Below are 24,898 nucleotides of genomic sequence, written 5' to 3' on the forward strand. Positions count from 1 at the left end.
GATGCTCTCGTCACTGACAGAAAGGGACGGATAACCGGTGTCGACGCCGTTCTATGTCTCACCTCAGCAGGCCATGGCCGACCGGGCGGAATACGCCCGGAAGGGCATTGCCCGTGGTCGCAGCCTGGTTGTGCTGCAGTATGCCGACGGCATTGTGTTCGTCGGCGAGAACCCGTCCCGCGCGCTGCACAAGTTCAGCGAGATCTACGACCGGATCGGCTTCGCCGCTGCCGGCAAGTACAACGAGTACGAGAACCTCCGCATCGGCGGCGTGCGCTATGCCGATCTGCGCGGATACACCTACGACCGTGACGACGTGACCGCCCGCGGGCTGGCCAACGTCTACGCGCAGACGCTGGGCACCATCTTCTCCAGTGCGGCCGAGAAGCCGTACGAGGTGGAGCTGGTGGTCGCCGAGGTGGGCGTCGCGCCCGAGGGCGACCAGATCTACCGGCTGCCGCACGACGGCTCGATCGTCGACGAGCACGGCTCGGTCGCGGTCGGCGGCAACGCCGAGCAGATCAGCACCTTCCTGGACCAGCGGCACCGCGACGGGATGACGCTCGCCGAGGCGCTGAAGCTGGCGGTGCAGGCCCTCTCGCGCGATCCCAACGGCAGCGAGCGGGAGATCCCCGCGGAGCGGCTGGAGGTCGCGGTCCTGGACCGTACACGGCCGCAGCAGCGGAAGTTCAAGCGCATCGTCGGCAGGCAGCTGGCCCGGCTGCTGGAGGCGGACGGCGGCTCCGCGCCGACGGACGCCCCCTCCGACACCGAAGAGGGTGAGGGCGGCGAGTCCGCCGCTGCGACGGATGCCCCCGAGTCCACCGACTCCGGCGGGGACGTGGAGTAACCTTCCGGGGGACGCCCCACGCTGTTCCTGAGCCCCGGTCCGCCGCACTCGGCGGGCCGGGGCACTGTCATGCGTGCGGGGCGTCGGCGGGCGGGGGCGCCGACGAGCCCCGGGCCACCAGGTGCACGGGGAGGCTGCCGGGCTCGGCCGGCCGGTCGTCCAGGACCGCCAGCAGCGCCGCCATGCCGCGCTCCCCGACCTGCTCGGCGGGCAGCCGCACGGTGGTGAGCTCCGGCTCGACGGCCGTGGCCAGGGCCAGATCGTCGAAGCCGGTGACGGACAGGTCGTCGGGCACGCGGAGGCCGAGCCTGCGGGCGGCCTTGCAGGCACCCGCGGCGAGAATGTCGTCGTCGCAGACGATGGCGGTGGGCCGGGGGCCCGGGGCGGCGAGCGTGTGCTCCGCCGCGATGCGGCCCGCATGGACGTCGAGCGCCGCCGGGACGGTCCGTACGGAGGTGCCGGGCACCATGCGCAGGGCGTCGTGGAGAGTCCGGCCGCGCACCGCGAAGGTCCAGGAGTCGACGGCCGAGGCCAGGTGGACGAAGCGACGGTGGCCGAGGCCGAGCAGATGCTCCGCCACCTGGCGCATTCCGTCGGCGATGTCCAGATTGACGCGGGCCGCGACGCCGGTGTCCGCCGGGTCGCTGTCGAGCATGACCAGCGGCAGGCCCGCGCCGCGCAGCTCGCCGAGCGCGCCGGCGGCCATGGAGGAGGCGATCACGCCGTCCAGGGAGGCGCTCGCGGAGGCGAAGGGGTCCCGGGCCGGACCGATGCCGTCCGGGGACGGGTAGAGCACGACGCCGAAGCCGTGCTCGGCGGCGACCGCGGCGGCGCCGGTGTAGACGCGGGCGAAGAACTCGTTGGTGAGCGCGGGCACGACCAGCAGCGCGGTCCTGGTGCGGCCCAGGCGCAGGTTGCGTGCGGCGAGATTGGGCCGGTAGCCGAGTTCGTGGGCGGCACGGCGCACACGTTCGGCGGTGGCCTCGGAGACCCGGCCGCGCCATTTGCCGCCGAGCACCAGGGAGACGCTGGCCTGCGAGACCCCCGCGGCCCGCGCGACGTCGCGGCTGGTGGGCCGGGTCGGGGCGGGCTGTGCTGCGCTGGTCACGGGGACCTCCGGGCCGGTCGGGGCAGGCGCCGTGAGGTGGACCTGCGGACTGGGCACATGGTACGTATGAACCTCGACGTTATACGTAAAACCTCGGGGTCGCCGGACCGCTCGGGGGAGAGGGGCGACGGGACATGGCGGCGGGATATCTGGACATCCTCCGGGCGCGGCACGCCGCCCGGCTGCTGGCGGGAACCCTGGTGGGGCGGCTGCCGAGCGGCACCGCCCACATCGCGATCGTGCTCTTCACCAGGGCCGAGGGCGGCAGCTACACCCTCGCCGGAGCGCTCGCGGCCGTCTACGGGCTGGCCACCGCGGTCGGCCAGCCGCTGCTGGGCCGCGCCGTCGACCTGTACGGCCAGCCACGCGTCCAGCTCCCGGCCGCCGTGGTGTCGGCGCTCGGCATGGCCGTGCTGGCCCTGGCGGGCCTGGGATCGCTGCCGTTGGCCTACGCGGCGGTGACGGTGGCCGGCGTCTTCACACCGCCGCTGGAGGGCGGTCTGCGGGCCCTGTGGCCGAGTGTGCTGGGCGGTGAGGACCGGGTGCACCGGGCGTATGCCATGGACGCGGTCGCCCAGGAGGTCATGTTCACCGTGGGCCCCCTGCTGGTGACGCTGCTGGTCTCCCTGTGGTCGCCCGCCGCCGCCCTGCTCGTCATCAACGCGATAGGCGTCCTGGGGGCGCTCTCCGTCGTCCTCTCCGAGCCCTCCCGGGCCTGGCGCTCGGCACCCCGCGAGGCGCACTGGCTGGGCGCACTGCGCTCGCCGGGGCTGCTGGCACTGCTCGGGGCGTTCTTCTTCGTCGGACTCGCGCTGGGCTCGATCACGGTGGCCGGTGTGGCCTACGCCGACGACCACGGACGGGAGTCGGTGTACGGCTGGCTGATGGCCGCGCTCGGGCTGGGCGCGCTGATCGGCGGCGCGGTCTACGGGGCACGGCAGTGGGCCGGGGCGCCGGAGCGCCGGCTGCGGGTCATCGTCGCGCTGCTGGCACTGGGCTACCTGCCGCTGATGCTGACCCCCGGAGTGGTCGCCATGACCGCACTGGCGGCACTGGCCGGAGTCTTTCTGGCACCCGCCATCGCGTGCTCCTTCATCGTGGTCGACCGGCATGCCCCGCAGGGCACCGTGACCGAAGCGTTCTCCTGGCTGGTGACGACCTTCGGGGTCGGTGCTGCGGCGGGAACGGCCGTGGCGGGCCCGGCGGTCGAGCTGGGCGGCACCTCGTGGAGTTTCGCCGTCGCCGCCGCCGGTGGAGTGGCGGCGCTGCTCGTCCTGCTGGCGACGGGAAGGGTACTGACAGTTCCCGGGCGCACGGCCGTTGCCGTACGGGGATCGGAAAATGATCGAAACGGTGCTGTCGAACCCGGTTTCAGCTCAGGCCATCAGGCGTAATGTTCTGTCATGGACCGCCGCATTTTCGGGCTGGAGAACGAGTACGGCGTCACGTGCACGTTCAGGGGACAGCGCCGACTGTCCCCTGATGAAGTGGCGCGCTACCTCTTCCGCCGTGTTGTGTCATGGGGCCGCAGCAGCAATGTCTTTCTGCGGAACGGCGCCCGCCTCTACCTCGACGTGGGATCGCATCCGGAATATGCAACCCCCGAATGCGACAACCTGACCGAACTGGTCACCCACGACAAGGCCGGCGAGCGCATTCTCGAAGGTCTGCTCGTCGATGCCGAACGCCGCCTGCACGAGGAGGGAATCGCGGGCGACGTATATCTCTTCAAGAACAACACCGACTCGGCGGGAAACTCCTACGGATGCCATGAGAACTACCTCGTGGCCCGGCACGGAGAATTCTCCCGGCTCGCGGACATCCTCATTCCCTTCCTCGTCACGAGGCAACTGATCTGCGGCGCGGGCAAGGTGCTGCAGACCCCCCGGGGCGCGGTCTACTGCGTCAGCCAGCGTGCCGAGCACATCTGGGAGGGCGTCAGTTCCGCGACCACGCGATCCCGCCCGATCATCAATACACGTGACGAACCGCACGCGGACGCGGAGCGCTACCGCCGCCTCCACGTCATCGTCGGTGACTCCAACATGTCCGAGACGACCATGCTGCTCAAGGTCGGTGCGACCGACCTGGTGCTTCGCATGATCGAAGCGGGCACGGTGATGCGGGATCTGACGCTGGAGAACCCGATCCGGGCGATCCGCGAGGTCAGCCACGACACCACGGGGCAGCGCAAGGTGCGCCTGGCCAGCGGCCGAGAGGCGTCCGCCATCGAGGTGCAGCGCGAGTACTACGAGAAGGCCGTCGACTTCGTCGACCGCCGCGGCATCCGCACCGGCACCGTCGCCCGGGTCCTGGAGCTCTGGGGCCGCACCCTCGACGCGGTCGAGGCCGAGGACCTCGACCGGATCGAGACCGAGATCGACTGGGTGATGAAGTACAAGCTCATCGAGCGGTACCGGGCCAAGCACAACATGACCATGTCGCACCCGCGGGTCGCCCAGATAGACCTCGCGTACCACGACATCCACCGCCGTCGCGGCCTGTACTACCTGCTGGAGCGCAAGGGGCAGGCCGCCCGCGTCTGCAACGACCTGAAGATCTTCGAGGGCAAGTCCGTGCCCCCGCAGACGACCAGGGCGCGGCTGCGCGGCGACTTCATCCGCAGGGCGCAGGAGCAGCGGCGGGACTTCACCGTCGACTGGGTCCACCTCAAGCTCAACGACCAGGCGCAACGCACCGTGTTGTGCAAGGACCCGTTCCGTTCGGTCGACGACCGTGTGGAGAAATTGATCGCGGGTATGTGAGCCGGCGCAGGACGATCCCGGCCACCGGCGCGACGCGGGCCCCGTACGTTCCTCGTACGGGGCCCCGCGTACGCCCTAGAGTGTCGGGGACTCAACCAACCGTGCCGTCTGAGATCTGAGGAACAAGTGCGCCGACTTGCCGGCCTTCTCGTCGTCCCCCTGTTGCTGCTGACAGCGGGCTGCGGCGACGAAAAGGAATCCGCTTCCGTTTCCGCTTCCGCCGCGTCGAAGGACGGGTTCCCCGCGATCACCGCGGGTGCGAAATTCGGTGAGAAGCCGACCCTGGCCAAGGGCACGGGGAACCCGCCCAAGGAGCTGAAGACCAGAGTCGTCAGCCCGGGAGACGGCGCCACGCTCAAGAACGGCGACGCGATCCAGGTCAACTACCTCGGTCAGTCCTGGGACTCGGACAAGCCCTTCGACAACAGCTTCGACCGCAAGCAGCCGTTCGATCTGACCCTCGGCGCCGGCATGGTCATCCAGGGCTGGGACAAGGGCCTCGTCGGCCAGAAGGTCGGCAGCAGGGTCCAGCTGGTCATTCCGCCGGACCTCGGTTACGGCGCCCAGGGCCAGGGCGACATCAAGCCCAACGCCACGCTCGTCTTCGTCGTCGACGTCCTGAAGGCGACGCAGATCCCGGCTTCCGCCAAGGGCACCGAGGTCGCCCAGGACAACATCGACCTGCCGAAGGTCGGCACCAACACGGACGGCAAGGCTCCCAAGGTCACCGTCCCGACCAAGAGCGACCCGCCGACGAAGCTGGTCTCCAACTACATCCTGGAGTCCAAGGGCGATGTCGTGAAGGACACCGACAGCGTCGTCGTGAACTACGTCGCACTGACGTGGAAGGACGGCAAGACCTTCGACAGCACCTACGCCACGGGCAAGACACAGACCTTCCCGCTCGACCAGGTGACCCTGAAGGGGCTGAAGAACGGCCTGGTCGGCAAGAAGATCGGCAGCCGGGTGCTGCTCGTCATCCCGCCGGACCAGGGGTTCGGTGACAAGGCGCAGCAGACCATCCCTGCCAAGTCCACGCTGGTCTTCGCCGTGGACCTCCTGGCGAAGATGTAAGACTGTCCCGGTTGCCCAGTAGTTCATCAGTTAGAGGAGCAAGTCAGTGAGCATCGAGAAGCCCGAGATCGACTTCCCGGGTGGCGAGCCGCCGGCCGATCTGGAGATCAAGGACATCTGGGAGGGCGACGGCCCGGTCGCCGAGGCCGGTGCCACCGTCTCCGTCCACTACGTGGGCGTGGCCTTCTCCACCGGCGAGGAGTTCGACGCCTCCTGGAACCGCGGCACCCCGCTGCAGTTCCAGCTCGGTGCCGGCCAGGTCATCGCCGGCTGGGACAAGGGCGTACAGGGCATGAAGGTCGGCGGCCGTCGCCAGCTGACCATTCCCGCGCACCTCGCCTACGGCGACCGCGGCGCCGGTGGCGGCCGCATCGCGCCCGGCGAGACGCTGATCTTCGTCTGCGACCTGGTCGCCGTCTGATCCGCATCCGTGCGATACGAGGGCCCGTGCCGCAAGGCACGGGCCCTCGCTTTTGTCCCGACACCGCGTAGCGGTACGGTCGAGCGTCGTAGGGCGAAACAGAAAGGGCATCGATGGCGATTGCCAAGGCCGAGCGGCTGATGAACCTGGCGCTGTGCCTGCTGGGGACCCGCCGTCCGCTCAGCAAGCGCGAGCTGCGCGGATCCATCGAGGCCTACCTGGAAGGGGGCTCCGACGACGCCTTCAACCGGATGTTCGAGCGCGACAAGGACGACCTGCGCGAGCTCGGCCTGATCATCGAGACCGTGGAGAACCTGGACGGCGAGACGGGGTATCTCGCCCGCCGCGACAGCAATCGGCTGCCCCCGATCACGCTGGACGCCGAGGAGGCCGCCGCGCTCGGGCTGGCCGCCAAGGTCTGGCAGCAGGCACGGCTGGCCGGCGCGGCCAGCGGTGCGCTGCAGAAGCTGCGGGCCGCCGGGATGCCGGAGGCCGAGGACGCGTACGAGGTGCACAGTGCCCTCGAACCGCGCATCCCCGTCCACGAGGCGGCGTTCGAACCGCTGATGCTGGCCTGTCGTGACCGCCGCCCGGTGACCTTCGACTACCGCAAGGGCAACGCCGCCAAGCCCGAACAGCGCCAGGTCGAGCCGTGGACCCTGGAGTGCTGGCGCGGACACTGGTACCTGGCCGGCTGGGACCGGGACCGCAGTGCCGAGCGGGTGTTCCGGCTCTCCAGGATCACCGGCCGGGTCCGCTCCCGCGCCGGGGTGTTCACCGCCGAGGTGCCCGACGTCGTGACCGTGCGCGAGACGGTAGAGAGCTGGGCGGGGGAGACGGCCACCAGGACCGCGCTGATCAGGCTGCGCACCGGTGCCGGCTACCCGCTGCGCTCCCGCGCCGTGTCGGTCCGGGAACTCGGCAACGGCTGGGACGAGTTGGAGATTCCGTACGGACACGGTCTGGACGCCTGGCTCGTCGAGTTCGGTCCGGACGTCGTCGTACAGGAACCCGCCGACCTGCGGGCCGATGTGGTGGACCGGCTGCGCGCCGTGGCCAAGGACTGAGAGAGAAACGGCACCCATGGCCACGAACGCGATCGACCAGACCCGCCGGATGCTCTCCCTGGTGACCTATCTGCGCGAGCGCCCGGGCGCCCATGTCCAGGACGTCGCCCGCGCCTTCGGGATCACCGAGGACGAGCTGATCTCGGACCTCGACGTGCTGCCCATGTGCGGTACGAGCTTCCGCGGCGGGGACCTGCTGGACATCGACACCGACGGCGACCGCATCTGGTGGCACAACCCGGACGACGTCGCCGAGCCGCTGCGGCTCGCGGCCGACGAGGCGACGGCCCTGCTGGTCGCCGCCCGCGCCGTGGCCACGCTGCCGGGGCTGCGCGAGAGCGACCGGCAGGCGCTGCTGCGGGCGACCGCGAAGCTGGAGACCGCGGCCGGCGAGGTGGGGGCGGCGAGCTCGCGGCTCTCGGTCACCTTCGAGTCCGAGGGCGGCGTGTTCGCCGATGTGGACCGGGCGATCTCGGAGCGGCGCCGGCTCTGGCTGCGCTACTACTCTCCCGCGCGCGACGAGCTCACCGAGCGCGAGGTGGACCCGATCCGGCTGTTCGCCGTGGGGCACACCTACATGGAGGCCTGGTGCAGGTCGTCCGAGGACCGGCGTACGTTCCGGCTCGACCGGGTCGCCGAGATCCGGCTGCTGGACGAGCCGGCCGCGCCGCCCGAGCTGGAGCTGCGGGATCTGTCCGAGGGGCTCGTCCAGCCGGCCGCCGAGGACCCGGAGGTCGTCGTCGAGGTGGGCCCCGGCGGACGCTGGGTCGCCGAGTACTACCCGCACGACAGCGCACAGGAACTGCCCGACGGCGGACTGCGGATCGCCCTGCGCACCCCCGACCCGGCCTCGCTGCGCCGGCTCGCGCTGCGACTGGGTGGCGAGGGCCGCATCGTCTCCCCGCCGGAGCTGGCGCGGAGCGCACAGCAGGCGGCCCGTGCGGCGCTCGCCGCGTACGACGTACAGGTCTGAGCGGAAACCTGAGGGAGATATGAGCAATATGTCTGTGGTGTCAGGTGTTCCGACCGTGGTGGTGCCCGAGTCCGTACGGTTCAAGGCGGCCTGCCCGGACTGCCGCGAGCGGTTCGAACTGGCCGCGGCCGCCATCCGGCTGGCCGTGGGGGCGAGCCGCCGGACGACGTTCTACTCCTTCACCTGTCCGCAGTGCGGCGCGGCCGTCCGCAAGCCTGCCGGGGAGCGGATAGTCGAGCTCCTCAGCCGGGGCGGGGTGCGGACGCTGCGCCTCCACACCGGCAACCAGTCCTCCTCCACGCCGTCGGCCCCCTAGACACATCGAGGCTCTGCGCATGTTCTGGCCCATGCTCGCCATCGCCCTGGGATTTCTCGGGATCGCCGTGCTCGGCGTGCTGGCCGTCAAGGTCTTCATCGAGGCCCGGCGGCTCGGGCACCAGGTGACGCGGACCACCCAGCGCATCAACCGTGCCGCGGAGGACCTCGAAAGGGCGGCGACGGACCTTGCCGCGACCGGCGAGGCGCTGCGCTAGCAGGGGAGCGGCCTTTGATTCACCGGTACGGAGGTACGCTGCTGACGTCGGCCCAGGGGGAGGCGCGGGCCGCAAGCGGGAGTATGCACGGGCATTGCCTTGCGTTTACCCCTGCGGGTTACGATCGCTGTCAGCGCACAGGTTGGACGTGTGTCCGGCCGAATGGGTAGCGAGCCCGCCCTCCAGTCGCCTCAGTGAGAAGGAAGTCGCACATGATCGGCAATCTGAAGCCCCTCGAGATCGTTCTGATCATCGCTGTCATCCTGCTGCTCTTCGGTGCCAAGAAGCTTCCTGACATGGCGCGTTCGCTCGGCAAGTCGGCCCGCATCCTCAAGAGCGAGGCCAAGGCCATGAAGAAGGACGATGCGGAGCCCGCGGCGCCCACCACGGAGACCGTCGCGGACACCACTCCGCCTGCGGCCACCGCGCGCACGATCCAGGCCGCTCCGGGAGACGTCACCAGCTCCCGTCCGGTCAGTGAGGCCAAGCCCACCACCCAGAGCTGACAGCTGATCCGCATCACCGGCAGCTGCCGCACGAGACGAGGGAAGTGGGTTGCTCAAGTCTGCCCGCAAGCAGGAGAAGGACGACGAGGGGCGCATGCCCCTCCTCGATCACCTGCGTGAGCTGCGCAACCGGCTGCTGAAGTCGGTTCTGGCGATCGTCGTCGCCGTGATCGTGGCGGCGTTCTTCCAGAAGGAGATCTTCGAGTTCCTGATGAAGCCGATCCTGGATTCGGTCGGCTGCAGGAACGGTGCCGTGACCATGATCAACGGTCGGCCGTGCGCGGAGATGACCACCAACGGCCTGCTGTCGCCGTTCACCATCGCACTGAAGGTGTCCCTGATGACGGGCGTGCTGGTGGCCACTCCAGTGTGGCTGTACCAGCTGTGGGGCTTCGTCGCCCCGGGCCTGCACAAGCACGAGAAGCGCTACTCGATGGCCTTCGTCGCCGCCGGGGTCCCGCTCTTCTTCGCCGGCGCCTACCTCGCGTACGCGATCCTGCCGCAGACCGCCCAGATCATGCTCGGCTTCACGCCCGACAACGTGAAGAACCTGCTGCCGCTGGACGATTTCCTGGACCTGATCACCCGCATGGTGATCGTCTTCGGGCTGGCCTTCGAGCTGCCGCTGCTGCTCATCCTGCTCAATATGACCGGCGTCCTGTCCGGTGCCCGCATGCTGCGCTGGTGGCGGGGGATGATCATCGGCCTCACCGCGTTCGCGGCCATCGCGACACCCGGTGGCGAGCCCATCTCGATGCTGCTGCTGGCCGGTCCGCTGGCCGTGCTGTACTTCATCGCAGTCGGTTTCTCCCTGCTCAACGACAAGCGCAAGCGGCGTGCCAACCCCGACGCCGAGCTCGACGACGACGAGGCGTCGAAGCTGGACCTCACCCCCGAGGGCATCGGAGAGGTCGAATCGGTCTCCCCCAGCAGGGCGTTGCCCACCCAGGCGAACTCGGACCGTGACCGGGCCAACGGTTACGACGACATCACCTGACCTTGTAGGGTCCCCGGGTGACCAGCGAGATCACCCTCTTCGTCAATCCCACCGCAGGAAGCGGCCGGGGCGCGCGTGCTGCGCAGCCGGCCGCTTCCGCGTTGCGGGACGCCGGATTCTCCGTGCGTACGGTGCTCGGTGAGGATGCCGACGACGCCCTGCGGCGGGCCCGTGAGGCCGTTGCCGCCGGGACCGGTGCCCTGATAGCCGTCGGCGGGGACGGCATGATGTCGCTCGCCCTGCAGGCGGTCGCGGGAACGATGACCCCGCTCGGGGCCGTCGCCGTCGGCACCGGGAACGACTTCGCCCGCGCGCTCGGGCTGCCGATACGGGACCCGGCCGCCGCCGGACGGCTGGCCGCCGAGGCGCTCAAGGGCGGTGCCGTGCGCGAGATCGACCTGGGCCGGGTCGGTGAGCGGTGGTTCGGGTCGGTGCTCGCCTCCGGCTTCGACTCCCGGGTCAACGACCGCGGCAACCGGATGCGATGGGTCGGCGGACGGTTCAAGTACGACCTCGCGATCCTCGCCGAACTCGCCGCGTTCAAGCCCATCCCGTACCGCGTCCGGCTGGACGGCGGACCGGTGCGGGAGATCGAGGCGACGCTCATCGCCGTCGGCAACGGGACGACGTACGGCGGCGGCATGCGGATCTGCGCCGACGCCGTCATGGACGACGGGCTCTTCGACGTGACCGTCGTCGGGGACTGCAGCCGCACCACTCTGCTCAAGGTGTTCCCCCGCGTCTACAAGGGCACGCATCTCGACCATCCCCAGGTCACCGTGCACCGGGTCTCCTCGATCGAGCTGGCCGCAGCCGGTGTCACCGCGTACGCGGACGGTGAACAACTCGGGGCGCTGCCGCTGACGGCACACTGTGTGCCGGGCGCGGTCAGGGTGCTCGCGCCGGGCTCTGTCACCGGGATTTAAAGATCGCGTCGCTGTCAGAGGCGGCGGGTAGGCTCATAAGCAAGATGACAGAGGACCTCTCACCAGCTGAGCGATACCAGGCTTCTCGGATCCGCGCCGCCGAGCAGGCCACCGCACTCGCGCCCTTCCGCGAGCTGTACGAATTCGATCTGGACCCCTATCAGATCGAGGCCTGCGAGGCCCTGGAAGCCGGCAAGGGGGTGCTCGTCGCGGCCCCGACCGGCTCCGGCAAGACGATCGTCGGCGAATTCGCCGTGCACCTCGCCCTCGAACAGGGCCGCAAGTGTTTCTACACCACCCCCATCAAGGCCCTCTCCAACCAGAAGTTCACCGATCTGGTCAAGCGTTACGGACCGGAGAAGGTCGGCCTGCTGACCGGCGACAACAGCGTCAACGCCGATGCCCCGGTGGTCGTGATGACCACAGAGGTGCTGCGGAACATGCTGTACGCGGGCTCGCAGGCGCTGCGGGGCCTCGGCCATGTGGTGATGGACGAGGTGCACTACCTCTCCGACCGTTTCCGGGGCGCCGTCTGGGAGGAAGTGATCATTCACCTCCCGGACTCCGTGACCCTGGTGTCACTGTCGGCGACCGTGTCCAACGCCGAAGAGTTCGGCGACTGGCTGGACACCGTCCGCGGTGACACCCAGGTGATCGTCTCCGAGCACCGCCCCGTGCCGCTCTGGCAGCATGTGCTGGCAGGCCGCCGGATGTACGACCTCTTCGAGGAGGAGACCGACCACGGCGGCCGCGGCATCGGACGCCGCGAGGTCAACCCCGACCTCGTCCGGCTCGTCCGCATGGAGAACCAGCGCGGGTACAACCCGCGTGAGCGCCGCCGCGGCAAGATGGTCCGCGAGGCCGACCGCGAGCGCGAGCGGCGCCAGCGCAGCCGGATCTGGACACCGGCGCGGCCCGAGGTCATCGACCGGCTGGACGCCGAAGGACTGCTCCCCGCCATCACGTTCATCTTCAGCCGGGCCGGCTGCGAGGCCGCCGTGCAGCAGTGTCTGCACGCCGGACTGCGGCTCAACGACGAGGCCAAGCGACGCCTGGTCCGCGAGATCGTCGAGGAGCGGACCGCGTCCATTCCTGGCGAGGACCTCCACGTCCTGGGCTACTACGAATGGCTCGAAGGGCTGGAGCGGGGCATCGCCGCGCACCACGCGGGCATGCTGCCGACCTTCAAGGAAGTCGTCGAGGAGCTTTTCGTACGCGGGCTCGTCAAGGCCGTCTTCGCCACCGAGACCCTCGCCCTCGGTATCAACATGCCCGCACGCTCGGTGGTGTTGGAGAAGCTCGTCAAGTGGAACGGCGAGCAGCACGCCGACATCACCCCCGGCGAGTACACCCAGCTGACCGGGCGGGCCGGGCGGCGCGGCATCGACGTCGAGGGCCACGCGGTGGTGCTGTGGCAGCGCGGTATGGATCCGGGGGCGCTGGCCGGACTCGCGGGTACGCGTACGTATCCGCTGCGGTCCAGCTTCCGGCCCTCCTACAACATGGCCGTCAACCTGGTGCAGCAGTTCGGGCGGCACCGCTCGCGCGAGCTGCTGGAGACCTCCTTCGCGCAGTTCCAGGCGGACCGTTCGGTGGTCGGCATCTCGCGGCAGGTCCAGAAGAACGAAGAGGGGCTGGAGGGCTACCGGGAGGGCATGACCTGCCACCTCGGTGACTTCGAGGAGTACGCGCGGCTGCGCCGCGACCTCAAGGACCGGGAGACCGAACTTGCCAAGCGGGGCGCCACCCAGCGGCGGGCCGAGGCCGCGGCGTCCCTGGAGCGGCTCAAGCCCGGCGACGTCATCCATGTGCCCACCGGAAAGTTCGCCGGACTGGCGCTGGTCCTCGACCCCGGCCTGCCCGCCGGGCGGACCAACGGCCACGGCCACCGGGGGCTCGAATACCACGACGGGCCGCGGCCGTTGGTGCTCACGGCCGAGCGTCAGGTCAAGCGGCTCGCCTCGATCGACTTCCCGGTTCCGGTGGAGGCGCTGGAGCGGATGCGGGTGCCGAAGTCGTTCAACCCGCGTTCCCCGCAGTCGCGCCGCGACCTGGCCTCCGCGCTGCGGACCAAGGCCGGGCACATAGTCCCCGAGCGGCACCGCAAGGGGCGGTCACCCGCGGCCGACGACCGGGAGATCGCCCGCTACCGGGCGGAGCTGCGCGCGCATCCCTGCCACGGATGCGCCGAGCGCGAGGACCATGCGCGCTGGGCCGAGCGGTATCACCGCCTGCAGCGCGACACCAGGCAGCTGGAGCGGCGGATCGAGGGGCGGACCAACACGATCGCCCGTACCTTCGACCGGATCGTGGCGCTGCTCACCGAGCTCGACTATCTGCGCGGCCATGAGGTCACCGAGCACGGGCGCCGGCTGGCGCGGCTCTACGGCGAGCTCGATCTGCTGGCGAGCGAGTGCCTGCGGGCGGGTGTGTGGGAGGGGCTGAACCCCGCCGAACTCGCGGCGTGCGTCTCGGCGTTGGTGTACGAGGCACGGCAGGCCGACGACGCGGTGGCGCCGAAGCTGCCGTCGGGACCCGCGCGGACCGCACTGGGCGAGATGGTCCGGATCTGGGGTCGGCTCGACGCGCTGGAAGAGGAATTCAAGATCAACCAGGCGGAGGGTGTCGGGCAGCGCGAACCTGATCTCGGCTTCGCCTGGGCGGTCTACATGTGGGCGTCGGGGCGGACGCTGGACGAGGTGCTGGGCGAGGCGGAGATGCCGGCCGGAGACTTCGTGCGGTGGTGCAAGCAGGTGATCGACGTGCTGGGGCAGATTGCGGCCGCGGCGCCCCGGGACGGGAGTTCTGTGGCGCGCAGTGCGCACAAGGCGGTGGACGCGGTGTTGCGGGGGGTTGTGGCCTACAGCTCGGTGGGGTGAGGTGGCCGCCGCCGCGGAGTGTGGCGGCGGGCTGTTGTGCGGTGGGCTGTTGCGGTGCGCCTGCGGCGGGCTGTCCCCTGCCACCCCTTCCCGTGACCGGGGCTCTGCCCCGGACCTGCTCCTCGAGCGGCGGAGGGGCCGGACCGCGGTACTTCGGGTACGACGGGGACCATCTGCTGTTCCGGGAGGGCTGACCCATGGGCCGGAGAACACCGGCGCCCGGCCGGTCCGCGCGCAGCGGACCGGCCGGGCCTTCCCTTCCGCCGGGCCCTCCCTTGTCTCAGGTCCCGCGCTTGCCGCTCTTCATGGACACCGCGACGCAGGCCAGCCCCAGCAGCACGGTCAGACCGCCGATGATGACGTTGCTGAGGACGATGCCGAGGCCGGGGCTGCTGCCGACGATCCACGTCGAGAGGATCGTCCAGATGCCCATGGCGCAGATGGCCCAGCTCAGGCCGTACATGCGCTCCGGCATGACGGTGAACCCGAGTCCCAGGGCGGCGATCGCGATACCCATGATCAGGTTGTGCGTCGCGAGTGCGGGCTGACTTGCCGTGAAGTGCAGCACCCACGGCGAGATGGCGCAATAAAGACCGACGAGGAACACCGGTGCGTCCACCAGGGCCACATCGCGGCCACCGAGCACGCGGGCATAGCGATCGCGCATTTCGGAAACATCCGGGTGACTGGCTATGTCACGGCCGGTGTGCGAGAGGTTTGACATGGGGTTCGTCTCCTTCGCTCCTGCAGACCAACCCGCCACTTCTGTGCGATAAGCGGCCTGCAATGTCATTCTGCGCTTATACCGCCCTTATGTGTAGATTCAGGACCTGCGAAATCTGCGGGAACCGCACATGGCCGCATGGGAAGCGCGCGGGGTGCGCAAAAACCGCGTAACCCCGCGCCGGTTACGCGGGAACCGCGCGATCCGGGCCACCGCCCAGTCCCTTCGCCGCACTCCGGTTCAGCACCCGCCGGTTCAGGGAACGTCGACCACCACCGAGTGCCAGCCGGTCGCACCACTGGGTACGGTGCCCGCGCGAGCACCGGTCTGGGTGGCGCCGGTTCCGTCGGTGGCGCGGACCTCCAGGGTGTGACGGCCGGATGTGGCGGCCCATTCCCACACCCACTGGCGCCAGGTGTCCCGGGTGTCCGCGGCGGCCAGCCGCGCGGTGTGCCACTTCCCGCCGTCCACCCGGACCTCGACCCGGGAGATGCCGCGGTGCTGGGCCCAGGCCACCCCGGCCACCGGCACGATGCCGGGCTTCGGGGAGGCGAACGGGCGGGGGGTGTCGATCCGCGACTCGGTCTTGACCGGTGCCTGCTGGGCCCAGCTCCGCCTGACCCAGTAGGCGTCGTAGGCGGCGAAGGTCGTCAGCTCGATGTCCTCGATCCATTTGCAGGCGGAGACGTATCCGTACAGGCCGGGTACGACCATCCGGACCGGGAAGCCGTGCTCGAAGGGCAGCGGCTCGCCGTTCATGCCGAAGGCGAGCATCGCGTCGCGCCCGTCCATGACCGCCTCGACCGGTGTGCCGATCGTCATGCCGTCGACGGAACGCGCCACGATCTGGTCGGCGGGGCCGCCCTTCGACGGGGGGCGCACTCCGGCGTCGCGCAACAGATCGGCCAGCCGTACGCCGAGCCACCGGGCGTTGCCGACCAGGGGCCCGCCGACCTCGTTGGACACGCAGGCCAAGGTGATGTCGCGTTCGATGACCTCCCTGTGCAGCAGATCGCGGAGACCGATGGTGACGGGCCGCGCCACACCCCTGCCGTGGATCCTCAGCCGCCAGGTGCCGGCATCGACGCGTGGTACGACCAGAGCCGTGTCCACCCGGTAGAAGTCCTTGTTCGGGGTGATGAAGGGGCTCAGCCCCCGGATCCTCAGATCGGCGCCGGGCGGACGTGCCGGTGCTGCGGAACGCGGGGCCGGGAGAACCAGGGCGCGACGTGAGGCGGAGGCTCCGGCCTGGACGGAGGAGGTGAGCCGCCGGCCCAGGAGTCCCGCGCCGGCGGAGGCCGCCGTCGTGGCGGTGGCCGCGACCACGAAGCCGCGCCGGTCGAAGCCGCCGTCCGCACCTTTGTCCCGCTCCACGGCCGAGGCAGCGGGACGAGGCCCTGGTACGAGTCGTCCGACCAGGAGATACAGCACCGCGACGCCCACCGCGGCACCCACCACCGAGGGCAGCGCGTCGGCCGGCACACCCTCCGGACGCCCTGCCGCCGCCACGGCCCCGACCAGGCCGAGGACCAGGACGGCGGCCGAACCCATCCGTCGGTGCCGCAGCGCCAGGACCCCGATCGCCATGGCGAGGAACGCCAGGAGGACCAGGATCCCGAGCTGGAGCACCAGCTTGTCGGCGGTGCCGAAGTTCCGTACGGCGAAGTCCCGCACGGCCGGGGGAGTGCGGTCGATCACCGCACTGCCCACCGCCGTGACCGGGCCCGCCTCGGGACGTACGAGAGCCGCGGCCAACTCGGCGACCGCCAAGGCGCAGAACCCGGCGATCAGACCGCTGAGCGCGGCGAGGGCAGTGCGCGTCCCGCCCGGTCGCCGGGGCCGGGCCGCCCCGGTCCGCTGTGCATCGTCTCGATCTCCACTCACGACCGGGATTCGTCGCCCCGTGCCGGGCGGATTGGTCCCTCACCCGATCGGATGCGGGTCAGTCCAGGCCGCGCGCCCTTTCGAACCGGGCCCGTGCCTCCGCCAGGCCGACGAGCGGGTCCGGGTAGTCGATCGCGGCCCGGCGTGGCCCGGTGAGTTTCCACGGCTCATGGATCTCGCCGTCCGCCAGTTCCGCGAGCTCCGGCACCCAGCGGCGCACGTAGGTGCCGTGCGGATCGAACCGCTTGCCCTGGACCACCGGGTTCAGGAGCCGGTTGGGGCGGGTGTCGGTGCCGGTGCCCGCCATCCACTGCCAGTTGAGCTGATTGTTCGCCAGGTCGCCGTCGACCAGCAGGTCCAGGAAGTGCCGGGCACCCACCCGCCAGTCCGTGTACAGCGTCTTGGTGAGGAAACAGGCCACGAGCATCCGGCCCCGGTTGGGCATCCAGCCCTCGTACGCCAGCTGTCGCATCGCCGCGTCGACGAGCGGAAAGCCGGTGCGCCCCGCGCGCCAGGCCGCGATCTCGTCCTCGTCGGACCGCCAGCGGTCGTGCCGGGTGCGGTAGTCCTCCCGGGCGGCATCCGGCCGTGCGGCGAGCACCTGGTGGTGGAAGTCCCGCCACGCCAACTGCCGCACGAACGCGTCGGCGCCCGGCCCGCCCCGTTGCCTCGCCCGGTTGATCACCTCGGCCGCCGAGAGGCAGCCGAAATGGAGGTGGGGGGAGAGCCTGGACGTCGCGTCACCGGCCAGATCGTCGTGACCGTCCCCGTAGTCGGCCAGCGGGCCGCGCAGCCAGGACGACAGCAGCCCCCGTCCGGCCGACTCGCCGCCGTCGGCGAGCCCGGGGGAGACGCCGGCCACCTCAGCCCGCTTCGGCAACGGCTCCGACTCCACTCCGTCCGGCAGCCGCACCGCGCGTGGCGCGGCCAGTGTTCCCCGTACTCCTACCTCTTCCCAACGGCGCAGGTACGGCGTGAACACCGCGTAGTGGTCACGGCCCGCCGGGGTGATCCGGCCCGGGGCGACCGCGGTGACGACCGCGTCGTGGACGTGCAGGGTGCAGCCGGCCGCCGCCAGAGCCGTACGGAGCCCGTTCTCGCGGTGCGTCGCGTACCCGCTCACCCCGCTGCCGATGTGCAGACTCCGCGCACCGGTCGCCACGGCCACGGCACGGGCGACGGCCACCACGTCGCCCTCCCGCACGACGAGCCGTCCGCCGCGGCGGCGCAGTCCCGCGTCGAGGTCGGCGAGGCAGTCGGCCAGGAACGCCCGCCGGTTCGGCGCGTCGAAGCCGGTCCGGCGGATGCCCCGGTCCCGCACGAACAGCGGAATGACGGCATCCGCGTCCCGCACCGCGGCGCGCAGCACCGGGTTGTCGTGCACCCGCAGGTCCGAGGTGAACAGTGCGACGGAGACAGCCATGGCGGTGTGCCCTTCCCGGTGTCGGTCGTGCCGTCGCCGTGCGACGGGTCGTCACGGCGCGGTACGGCGAGTGCGGTGCCGGACGGGTCCGCCCGGCGGCGCGGCCGGAGCGTTCGCCGGCGTCGCTCACGTGCTCGCCCCGAGGCAGCCGCGCAGCCGGATCAGCCCGTCGCGCAACCGGGTCTTGACCGTCCCGAGCGGCACCGAGAGCAGCTCCGACACCTCGCGGGGGGTCAGCCCCCGGTAGTAGGCGAGTGTCACGGACTGGCGCTGCAGCTCGGAGAGCGTCCCTACGCAGCGGCGGACCTGTTCGCGCTCCAGCCGGGCCTCCACCTGCTCGGCGACCTGGTCGAAGGCGGGCGTACGGTCCAGCAGCGCCGCCGCGCGATCACGGGCCGCCGATGCCTCGGCCGAGCGCACCCGGTCCACGGCCCGGTGGTGGGCGAGGGTCAGCACCCAGGTCATCGCGCTGCCGCGGGAGGCCCGGAAGCGAGGGGCCGACCGCCACACCTCGGCCAGGACCTCCTGCGCCACCTCCTCCGCCTGGGCGGGATCGCGCAGCACACTCCGTACCAGCCCGAGGACGGGCCCGCTCACCGCGGTGTACACCGTGGTGAAGGCTTCCTGGTCGCCCCGGGCGACCAGGCCCAGCAGCTCCTGGAGATCGGGTCCCTCCGACGGTGCCCCACCGATGTGCACGGCTTCTTTCACGGGGTCTTCTCCCTGATCGCGCATCGGCTCCCCGACGTGATCCCGGACCGACGGCGGTGCGGTGTGGTCAGTGCGCGAGATCCTTCCATGCCTCCTGAGATTCGCGATACATCGTGGTTGACGCGTAAGAGTGAACGCGATATGTTCGTCCGCGAGTATTCGACGGCGAGGTAGAGGTGGTGGGAGCGGTGGCCAAGCGGCGCAAGCTCGGCAATCCGCTGGCGCTGACGGTCATGGTGCTGCTCGCCGAGCGCTCCATGCATCCGTACGAGATCGCCCAGACGCTTCGGCGGCGCGGCAAGGAACACAGCGTCAAGATCAACTTCGGCTCGCTCTACACCGTCGTCCAGAACCTGGAGAAGCACGGATACGTCGAGGTGGCCGGCGTCCAGCGGCAGGGCAACCGCCCCGAGCGCACGCTCTACGGCATCACCGAGGCCGGGCGCGCGGAGATGCTGGACTGGCTCTCCGATCTGCTCGCCGTGCCCGCCGCCGAGTACCCGGTCTTCGAGACGGCGCTGTCGCTGCTGCCGGTGCTGCCGCCGCAGGATGTGGCGGAGCTGATGGAGACCCGGGGGGCGGCGCTGGCGATCCAGGCGGCGGCCCTGCGGGGTGTCCTCGGCCAGCTGGGGGAGAAGTTGCCCCGCGTCTTCGTCGTCGAGACCGAATACCAGCTGCACATGATCGACGCACAGCTGGAATGGATCAACAGCTTCCGCACCGAACTGACCGAAGAGACGATCAGCGGCATCGAGGAGTGGAAGTCCTTCCACGAGACCGGTGAAGTCCCGCAGGACTGGCAGGACCTGGACGAGCAGGAGATCGTCCCGGCCCCGGAGCGGAAGGCCTGAATCGCAGGAACCAGACAGGGAAAGACCCCGGTGGGAGCTGTTGGAGCAGCGACCGCCGGGGTCTCGAACCCCGAACCGGCCACGCCGTGGAGGCGGGCCGGGCCATCGAGGTGCGGCACACCAAGGATAGCCCGGCGCTCTTCACGCGGACCCGGCTCGGCATACCCGCGTGCTCGGTGCACCCGAGCACCCGCCGACCACAGGAGAGCTCCGTCATGAGCACCCGTGCGCCCGCAGTAGTGGCGCGAGACCTGATCAAGACCTATCCCGGCGATGTCACCGCCCTGGGCGGCATGGACCTCGCCATCGGAGCCGGCACGGTCTTCGGACTGCTCGGCCCCAACGGCGCCGGCAAGTCCACCACCGTCAAGATCCTCACCACCCTGACGCGCCCCGACTCCGGCACCGCGACCGTCGCCGGACACGACGTACTGCGCCACCCCGGCCGGGTCCGCCGCGCCATCGGCGTCGTCGCCCAGAAGTCCGGCGCCGACCCGGTCGCCACCGGCCGGGAGAACCTTCTGCTCCAGGGCAGGCTGTACGGGATGCGGGGCGCGGCCGTCCGGCGCCGCGCCGATGAGCTGCTGGACCGCTTCGACCTCGCCGACGCGGGGAACCGCCGGACCGAGGGCTACTCCGGCGGGATGCGGCGCCGCCTCGACGTGGCGCTCGGCCTGGTCCACCGCCCCGAGGTGCTCTTCCTCGACGAACCCACCACCGGGCTCGACCCCGAGGCCCGCACGGCGATGTGGGACGAGATCGCCCGGCTGGCCGGCGACGAGGGGCTGACCATCATCCTCACCACGCACTATCTGGAGGAGGCCGACCGGCTGGCCGAGCGGATCGCGATCGTCGACCGCGGCCGGATCGTCGTCGAGGGCACCCCCGACGAGCTCAAGGGCGAACTCCGGGGCGACGCCGTCCACATGGAGCTGGGCGCCGAGGGTGATGCCGGGATGATCGGCGCCGCGCTGGGCGGGCTGCGCGGTGTGCACGAGGTGCTGGTCGAGGGCCGCCGGGTGAGCGTGCGCGCCGAGGACGGCGCCGCGGCCGTCCCCGTCCTGCTCGCCGCTCTGGAGCGGGCCGGTGCGGCGGTTGCCGCCGCCACCGTCGCCCGCCCCTCGCTCGACGACGTCTATCTGCGCTACGCCGGGCGCCGCTTCGCCGAGGCCGAAGCCGCGGTCGCCCGGCAGGTTCCCGCCCTCACCGCCGCCGGAGGCAACCGATGAGCAGTCAGGCACTGTCCCAGATCCGGTATATGACTCAGCGTCAGCTCATGCAGATCGTCCGGCAGCCGGTCTTTCTGGTGATCTCCCTGATCCAGCCGGCGATCTGGCTGTTCCTGTTCGGCAACCTCTTCAGGGAGGTCGTCGAGCTCGGCGGCTTCGGCACCACGTCCTACCTGGACTACCTGATCCCGGGCATCGTGGTGATGAGCGCGCTCGGCACGAGCATGTGGGCCGGGATGGGCACCCTGGAGGAAATCGAACGGGGCACCCTCGACCGCTTCCTGACGACGCCGGTCAGCCGCAGCGCGCTGATGAACGCCAACGTCGTGCAGAACGGCGTCGCCACCGCCGCGCAGTCCGTCGTCATCGTGCTGCTCGGCCGGGCGGCCGGAGCCGCCTACCCGGGCGGCGCGGTCGGGCTGCTGGTCCTGGTCGTCGCCTCGGTGCTGCTCGGTACGGTCTTCGGCGCGCTCTCCAACGCCCTGGGGATGCTGGTCCGTCGGCGCGAGTCGATCATCGGCATCAACACCTTCCTCCTCCTGCCGCTGACGTTTCTCTCCTCGTCCTTCATGGCTCCGAGCCGGATGCCGTCCTGGATGCGGCACATCGCCGACTTCAACCCGGTCGACTGGGCAATGGTGGCGGGCCGTTCGGCGCTGAACGGCGAGCCGGACTGGGGGGCGGTGCTCGGTCGCGGGGGAGCCCTTCTGGTCCTCGCCGCGGTGGCGGTCGGGCTGTCGACCCGTACGTTCCGCTCGTACCAGAAGTCCGTCTGAGGGGCGCGCCTACGACGGCGTCACGCCATCGACCCGGTCCGGGACCGGATTCCCGGGCCGGGTCCTCGGCTTCCGTGCGGCCCTCAGTGTCAGAAAGAGCAGCAGCCCGAACGGCGAGAGCAGGATCGTCAGCACCAGCAACGGCCCCATCACCACCGGGGAGATCCCCAGTCGGCGCCCTTCCAGGAACATCCACTGCCCCAGCAGCAGATCCCAGGCGATCACCTGCGCCCAGATCGCCCCCGCCCCGTTCGCCAGCGCCATCAGATCGCGGAAGGTGTCGAGGTCGGGGCTGCGCACCGCGTCCCAGAGCTCGGGGAAGACGGGCACGGCCATGACCAGGTAGAGCGCCAGCACCGGCAGAACGGTGAGCGGCGAGGCGGCGATGTGTGCCGTGGGGCGCCAGTTGGGCGCCAGGATCATCAGCAGCCAGAACGGAGCTGCCAGGAAGAACGAGATCTCGAAGAGTGCACCGGTCATGACACGAGCTCCTTCTGGGTGTGATCGGAACGGGAATCGGGTCCGGCGCCGGTGTCGTGGCCCGAACCCGTCCGCAGCCCTGCGGCAGCCGGCCTCAGCACCCCGCAGGCGGCGGAGGCGCTCGCGGCCACGATCAGGGCGGCGGCGCCGAGCGTCGCGCCGTCCGGGCGGATCAGCGGCTGGCCGCGCAGCGCCTGCCAGGCGACCAGGGCGACGACCGCCGCGTACGCCCCCGAGGCCACCAGCACCAGCCGCAGCCGGACCCGCGGGTCGCGCAGCAGCGGGAAGCGCGGGGCCAGGCAGAGCAGCGCGAGCAGGAAGAGCGGCAGCAGCTGGAGCGCGTGCATCCCGACGAAGTGCGGGATGCGCAGATCGCCACCGGTCGTGGACCAGCCGGTCAGCGGCATCGACGGGCCGCCGTCCGGTACGCCGACGGAGTGCGCGCCGATCACATCGGCGGTGTCCAGGTTCCCGGCCGTCCGCTGCTCGGGGGTGGGCTGAGTCATCAGGAAACCGAATGCGGCGCCCACCAGGGCTATCAGTACGCCGGAGCGGATCGCCCAGGCGGAGGCGCGGTCGGCGATGCGGGCGCGCAGCAACAGGACCGCGATGACCAGGGTGCCGGTCCACAGGATGACGACGGTGACGGCCATCGCGCCGAACAGCGACTCGTCGAACGGGGTGGCGTGATTGAAGTGGCTGCGCTTCCCGCGGATCACCTGCCCGGTGATGATCGCCATCTCGGCCAGGCTGGAGAGCGTGACCACGGTCCCGGCCCACCAGCCCACCCGTCGGCCGCGGGTGACCAGCGTCAGCATCCAGGCGAGGGCGAGTGCGTACACCACGAACGAGACCGCGAATTTGAACGGTTTGAACCATATGGCCGCGCCCGCCAGGACCCGGTCGTCGGCTATGAGGCCGATGGCCGAGACGACCGCCATGACGGCCATCGCCGCGGCGAAGAGGACCAATGGCCGATGCCAGGAACGCCAGGAAGACATGAGGACCCCTCGGAGATTATGGATAGCGGCACTTTCCGCTGTCCGATAGCGGAACTATCTATGATGGGGTCGGGGGTTGGCAAGGGCGGAAGGGTGAACGCACGGTGCGCATCGGTGAGTTGAGCAACAGGTCCGGGGTTCCGGTACCGACGATCAAGTTCTACGTACGTGAAGGGCTGCTTCCCGCAGGGCAGTTGACCAGCCCGAACCAGGCGAGTTACGACTCGGGTCATGAGCGCAGGCTGCGGCTGATCCGCGCCCTGCTCGATGTCGGCGGGCTCTCGCTGGCCGCCATCGGCGAGGTGCTGCGGGCGATCGAGGATCCGGCGCAGCCGGTCCACGAGGTGCTGGGTGTCGCGGCGAAGCGCCTCACTCCGCCCCAACGGGACGAGCCGGGGCCCGAGTTGGAGGACGCCCGCGAAGAGGTGGCGGAGCTGCTGGAGCGGCGCGGCTGGCGGGCCGAGGCGCACGGTCCGGCGGGCGAGTCCCTGGCCGAGGTGATCGTCGCGCTGCGGCGGGCCGGGCACGGGGGCTTCGTCGAACTGCTCGACGACTACGCGGCCGCCGCCGAGCCGGTCGCGCGGGCCGACCTCGACTACGTGGGGCGGCGGGTGGCGCGCGAGGACCTGGTGGAGAGCGTGGTGGTGGGCACGGTGCTGGGGGAGGCCATGTTCGGAGCGCTGCGACGGCTCGCGCACGCGGACGCCTCCGCGCGGGTGTACGACGGCGACGGGGCGGGCGGTCCGGGCGGCGACGCGGCGGAGGGGTACGTCGGCCAGGGGTGATTCCGTGCCCCGTACGCGCGTACGCCCCGGCCGGGGGCCGGGGCGTACGGATGCGTTCCGGTGTCGGTTACGCGGCGCCTTCCTGCTCGCGCTCCACCTGTGCGTTCCACTCGCGCTTGACCGAGCGCCAGGCGTCGTCGTTCTGGCCGAGCCGCCAGTAGCCCGAGATGGACAGCCGGTCGAGCGGGATCCCGCGCTCCAGGCGCAGATGGCGGCGGATCTCCTTCACGAAGCCCGCCTCGCCGTGGACGAACGCCTGGACCTCGCCCGCCGGGAACTCCAGCTCCTTCACGGCGGCGACCAGCGCCTTGCCGACCGGGCGCTCCCCGCGGTGCAGCCAGGTCACCTCGACGCCGTCGGGCGTCACGATCTTCTGCTCCTCCGCCGCGTCCGCCACCTCGATGAACGCGTGCACCACCGCGCCCGCCGGCATCTGCTCCAGGGCCGCCGCGACGGCCGGCAGTGCGCTCTCGTCGCCCACCAGGAGGTGCCAGTCGGCCGCGGCGTCCGGGCCGTAGCCGCCGCCCGGACCCAGGAAGGTCACCTGCTCGCCCGGGACCGCCCGCGCCGCCCAGGGCCCGGCGAGCCCCTCGTCGCCGTGGACCACGAAGTCGATCGCCAGCTCGCGGGCGGCCGGATCCCAGGAACGCACCGTGTACGTACGCGTGGTGGGCCACAGCTCCCGCGGCTGCTCCTCGCGGATGCGGGCCATGTCGAAGGGGTGCGCGTACTCGGCGCCCTCGGGGGCGAAGCAGAGCTTGACGTAGTGATCGGTGAACCCCGAGAGCCCGAAGCCGGCCAAGCCCTCGCCGCCGAGCACCACGCGCACCATGTGCGGGGTGATCTGCTCGGTGCGCACCACCTGGGCCCCCTGCGCCCGGGGTGCCTGCCGTGCCGGTCGTTCTGCCACGAGGTTCTCCCTGCTCCGATGTGCT

Annotated in this window: 25 protein-coding genes; 17 read left to right on the plus strand and 8 right to left on the minus strand. The window is 70.7% G+C overall.

All coding sequences use genetic code 11. The features are described from left to right. Window positions 1-37 precede the first annotated feature (37 nt). Window positions 38-850, plus strand: a complete 813-nt coding sequence (gene prcA, locus IE107_RS11410) for a proteasome subunit alpha (RefSeq protein ID WP_189543610.1) — start codon at window positions 38-40, stop codon at window positions 848-850. Window positions 851-917: 67 nt separating this feature from the next. Here the strand turns inward: prcA and IE107_RS11415 are convergent, their stop codons facing one another. Further along, a complete protein-coding gene (locus tag IE107_RS11415) occupies window positions 918-1,958 on the minus strand; it encodes a LacI family DNA-binding transcriptional regulator (protein ID WP_189543611.1) in 1,041 nt (346 codons plus the stop codon). Between the two features lie 134 nt (window positions 1,959-2,092). Here IE107_RS11415 and IE107_RS11420 point away from each other — a divergent pair, with 134 nt between their 5' ends. From IE107_RS11420 to IE107_RS11475, 12 genes are all read left to right on the plus strand, one after another. Next, the gene (locus tag IE107_RS11420; protein WP_189543612.1) at window positions 2,093-3,352 is read left to right on the plus strand and encodes an MFS transporter; all 1,260 of its coding nucleotides are present in this window, start codon (window positions 2,093-2,095) and stop codon (window positions 3,350-3,352) included. 9 nt (window positions 3,353-3,361) lie between these two features. Further along, the gene (pafA, locus tag IE107_RS11425; protein ID WP_072484408.1) at window positions 3,362-4,723 is read left to right on the plus strand and encodes a Pup--protein ligase; all 1,362 of its coding nucleotides are present in this window, start codon (window positions 3,362-3,364) and stop codon (window positions 4,721-4,723) included. Between the two features lie 126 nt (window positions 4,724-4,849). Further along, the gene (locus IE107_RS11430; protein WP_189543613.1) at window positions 4,850-5,797 is read left to right on the plus strand and encodes an FKBP-type peptidyl-prolyl cis-trans isomerase; all 948 of its coding nucleotides are present in this window, start codon (window positions 4,850-4,852) and stop codon (window positions 5,795-5,797) included. A 46-nt stretch (window positions 5,798-5,843) separates the two neighbouring features. After that, window positions 5,844-6,218, plus strand: coding sequence for an FKBP-type peptidyl-prolyl cis-trans isomerase (locus tag IE107_RS11435; protein WP_189543614.1), 375 nt, complete (start codon window positions 5,844-5,846; stop codon window positions 6,216-6,218). A gap of 113 nt (window positions 6,219-6,331) precedes the next feature. Beyond that, on the plus strand, window positions 6,332-7,285 hold the full coding sequence (locus IE107_RS11440) for a helix-turn-helix transcriptional regulator (protein ID WP_189543615.1): 954 nt from the start codon (window positions 6,332-6,334) through the stop codon (window positions 7,283-7,285). A 16-nt stretch (window positions 7,286-7,301) separates the two neighbouring features. After that, on the plus strand, window positions 7,302-8,258 hold the full coding sequence (locus IE107_RS11445; RefSeq protein ID WP_189543616.1) for a helix-turn-helix transcriptional regulator: 957 nt from the start codon (window positions 7,302-7,304) through the stop codon (window positions 8,256-8,258). A gap of 19 nt (window positions 8,259-8,277) precedes the next feature. Beyond that, window positions 8,278-8,574, plus strand: coding sequence for a CpXC domain-containing protein (locus IE107_RS11450; RefSeq protein ID WP_189543617.1), 297 nt, complete (start codon window positions 8,278-8,280; stop codon window positions 8,572-8,574). 19 nt (window positions 8,575-8,593) lie between these two features. After that, the gene (locus tag IE107_RS11455) at window positions 8,594-8,791 is read left to right on the plus strand and encodes a hypothetical protein (protein WP_189543618.1); all 198 of its coding nucleotides are present in this window, start codon (window positions 8,594-8,596) and stop codon (window positions 8,789-8,791) included. A 212-nt stretch (window positions 8,792-9,003) separates the two neighbouring features. After that, complete coding sequence (gene tatA, locus IE107_RS11460) at window positions 9,004-9,297, plus strand: Sec-independent protein translocase subunit TatA (RefSeq protein WP_014157210.1); 294 nt, start codon at window positions 9,004-9,006, stop codon at window positions 9,295-9,297. A 49-nt stretch (window positions 9,298-9,346) separates the two neighbouring features. After that, window positions 9,347-10,294, plus strand: a complete 948-nt coding sequence (gene tatC / locus IE107_RS11465) for a twin-arginine translocase subunit TatC (protein ID WP_189543619.1) — start codon at window positions 9,347-9,349, stop codon at window positions 10,292-10,294. A gap of 17 nt (window positions 10,295-10,311) precedes the next feature. Continuing rightward, on the plus strand, window positions 10,312-11,220 hold the full coding sequence (locus IE107_RS11470) for a diacylglycerol kinase (protein ID WP_189543620.1): 909 nt from the start codon (window positions 10,312-10,314) through the stop codon (window positions 11,218-11,220). A gap of 44 nt (window positions 11,221-11,264) precedes the next feature. Then, window positions 11,265-14,099 (plus strand): DEAD/DEAH box helicase, encoded by a 2,835-nt coding sequence (locus IE107_RS11475; protein WP_189543621.1) that lies wholly within the window; start codon window positions 11,265-11,267, stop codon window positions 14,097-14,099. 280 nt (window positions 14,100-14,379) lie between these two features. On the opposite strand, the gene IE107_RS11480 is transcribed toward IE107_RS11475, so the two are convergent. The 4 genes from IE107_RS11480 to IE107_RS11495 form a co-directional block, all read right to left on the minus strand. Further along, a complete protein-coding gene (locus IE107_RS11480) occupies window positions 14,380-14,823 on the minus strand; it encodes an SPW repeat protein (RefSeq protein ID WP_189543622.1) in 444 nt (147 codons plus the stop codon). A gap of 255 nt (window positions 14,824-15,078) precedes the next feature. Then, window positions 15,079-16,707 carry a molybdopterin-dependent oxidoreductase gene (locus IE107_RS11485; RefSeq protein ID WP_189543623.1) on the minus strand — a complete coding sequence of 543 codons (1,629 nt, stop codon included), beginning with the start codon at window positions 16,705-16,707 and terminating at the stop codon, window positions 15,079-15,081. Between the two features lie 58 nt (window positions 16,708-16,765). Continuing rightward, window positions 16,766-18,130, minus strand: coding sequence for a cryptochrome/photolyase family protein (locus IE107_RS11490; RefSeq protein WP_189543624.1), 1,365 nt, complete (start codon window positions 18,128-18,130; stop codon window positions 16,766-16,768). Window positions 18,131-18,256: 126 nt separating this feature from the next. Further along, window positions 18,257-18,841, minus strand: coding sequence for a sigma-70 family RNA polymerase sigma factor (locus IE107_RS11495; RefSeq protein ID WP_189543625.1), 585 nt, complete (start codon window positions 18,839-18,841; stop codon window positions 18,257-18,259). Window positions 18,842-19,029: 188 nt separating this feature from the next. On the opposite strand from IE107_RS11495, the gene IE107_RS11500 reads away from it, so the two are divergent. The 3 genes from IE107_RS11500 (at window position 19,030) to IE107_RS11510 (ending at window position 21,697) form a co-directional block, all read left to right on the plus strand. After that, a complete protein-coding gene (locus tag IE107_RS11500) occupies window positions 19,030-19,692 on the plus strand; it encodes a PadR family transcriptional regulator (protein ID WP_189543626.1) in 663 nt (220 codons plus the stop codon). Between the two features lie 215 nt (window positions 19,693-19,907). Continuing rightward, a complete protein-coding gene (locus IE107_RS11505; protein ID WP_189543627.1) occupies window positions 19,908-20,921 on the plus strand; it encodes an ABC transporter ATP-binding protein in 1,014 nt (337 codons plus the stop codon). Further along, the gene (locus IE107_RS11510) at window positions 20,918-21,697 is read left to right on the plus strand and encodes an ABC transporter permease (RefSeq protein ID WP_189543628.1); all 780 of its coding nucleotides are present in this window, start codon (window positions 20,918-20,920) and stop codon (window positions 21,695-21,697) included. The genes IE107_RS11505 and IE107_RS11510 overlap by 4 nt, the downstream gene beginning before the upstream one ends. 9 nt (window positions 21,698-21,706) lie before the next feature. Here the strand turns inward: IE107_RS11510 and IE107_RS11515 are convergent, their stop codons facing one another. Then, window positions 21,707-22,177, minus strand: coding sequence for an ABA4-like family protein (locus tag IE107_RS11515; protein ID WP_189543629.1), 471 nt, complete (start codon window positions 22,175-22,177; stop codon window positions 21,707-21,709). Then, complete coding sequence (locus IE107_RS11520) at window positions 22,174-23,178, minus strand: hypothetical protein (protein WP_229866848.1); 1,005 nt, start codon at window positions 23,176-23,178, stop codon at window positions 22,174-22,176. Before IE107_RS11520 ends, IE107_RS11515 begins: the two co-directional genes overlap by 4 nt. Window positions 23,179-23,288: 110 nt before the next feature. On the opposite strand from IE107_RS11520, the gene IE107_RS11525 reads away from it, so the two are divergent. Beyond that, window positions 23,289-23,963 carry a MerR family transcriptional regulator gene (locus IE107_RS11525; RefSeq protein ID WP_373302431.1) on the plus strand — a complete coding sequence of 225 codons (675 nt, stop codon included), beginning with the start codon at window positions 23,289-23,291 and terminating at the stop codon, window positions 23,961-23,963. A gap of 67 nt (window positions 23,964-24,030) precedes the next feature. Here the strand turns inward: IE107_RS11525 and IE107_RS11530 are convergent, their stop codons facing one another. Further along, on the minus strand, window positions 24,031-24,873 hold the full coding sequence (locus tag IE107_RS11530) for a siderophore-interacting protein (RefSeq protein ID WP_189543631.1): 843 nt from the start codon (window positions 24,871-24,873) through the stop codon (window positions 24,031-24,033). Window positions 24,874-24,898 lie beyond the last annotated feature (25 nt).

Origin of the sequence: Streptomyces gelaticus (assembly GCF_014649535.1) — a bacterium.
Lineage (GTDB): Bacteria > Actinomycetota > Actinomycetes > Streptomycetales > Streptomycetaceae > Streptomyces > Streptomyces gelaticus.

Bases quoted from the DNA above. Each gene is read 5' to 3' on its own strand.
- IE107_RS11420 (WP_189543612.1), top strand. From the start codon at position 2,093: ATGGCGGCGGGATATCTGGACATCCTCCGGGCGCGGCACGCCGCCCGG.
- pafA (WP_072484408.1), top strand. From the start codon at position 3,362: ATGGACCGCCGCATTTTCGGGCTGGAGAACGAGTACGGCGTCACGTGC.
- IE107_RS11440 (WP_189543615.1), top strand. From the start codon at position 6,332: ATGGCGATTGCCAAGGCCGAGCGGCTGATGAACCTGGCGCTGTGCCTG.
- IE107_RS11445 (WP_189543616.1), top strand. From the start codon at position 7,302: ATGGCCACGAACGCGATCGACCAGACCCGCCGGATGCTCTCCCTGGTG.
- IE107_RS11450 (WP_189543617.1), top strand. From the start codon at position 8,278: ATGAGCAATATGTCTGTGGTGTCAGGTGTTCCGACCGTGGTGGTGCCC.
- IE107_RS11455 (WP_189543618.1), top strand. From the start codon at position 8,594: ATGTTCTGGCCCATGCTCGCCATCGCCCTGGGATTTCTCGGGATCGCC.
- tatA (WP_014157210.1), top strand. From the start codon at position 9,004: ATGATCGGCAATCTGAAGCCCCTCGAGATCGTTCTGATCATCGCTGTC.
- IE107_RS11475 (WP_189543621.1), top strand. From the start codon at position 11,265: ATGACAGAGGACCTCTCACCAGCTGAGCGATACCAGGCTTCTCGGATC.
- IE107_RS11480 (WP_189543622.1), bottom strand. From the start codon at position 14,823: ATGTCAAACCTCTCGCACACCGGCCGTGACATAGCCAGTCACCCGGAT.
- IE107_RS11490 (WP_189543624.1), bottom strand. From the start codon at position 18,130: ATGGCTGTCTCCGTCGCACTGTTCACCTCGGACCTGCGGGTGCACGAC.
- IE107_RS11505 (WP_189543627.1), top strand. From the start codon at position 19,908: ATGAGCACCCGTGCGCCCGCAGTAGTGGCGCGAGACCTGATCAAGACC.
- IE107_RS11510 (WP_189543628.1), top strand. From the start codon at position 20,918: ATGAGCAGTCAGGCACTGTCCCAGATCCGGTATATGACTCAGCGTCAG.
- IE107_RS11515 (WP_189543629.1), bottom strand. From the start codon at position 22,177: ATGACCGGTGCACTCTTCGAGATCTCGTTCTTCCTGGCAGCTCCGTTC.
- IE107_RS11520 (WP_229866848.1), bottom strand. From the start codon at position 23,178: ATGTCTTCCTGGCGTTCCTGGCATCGGCCATTGGTCCTCTTCGCCGCG.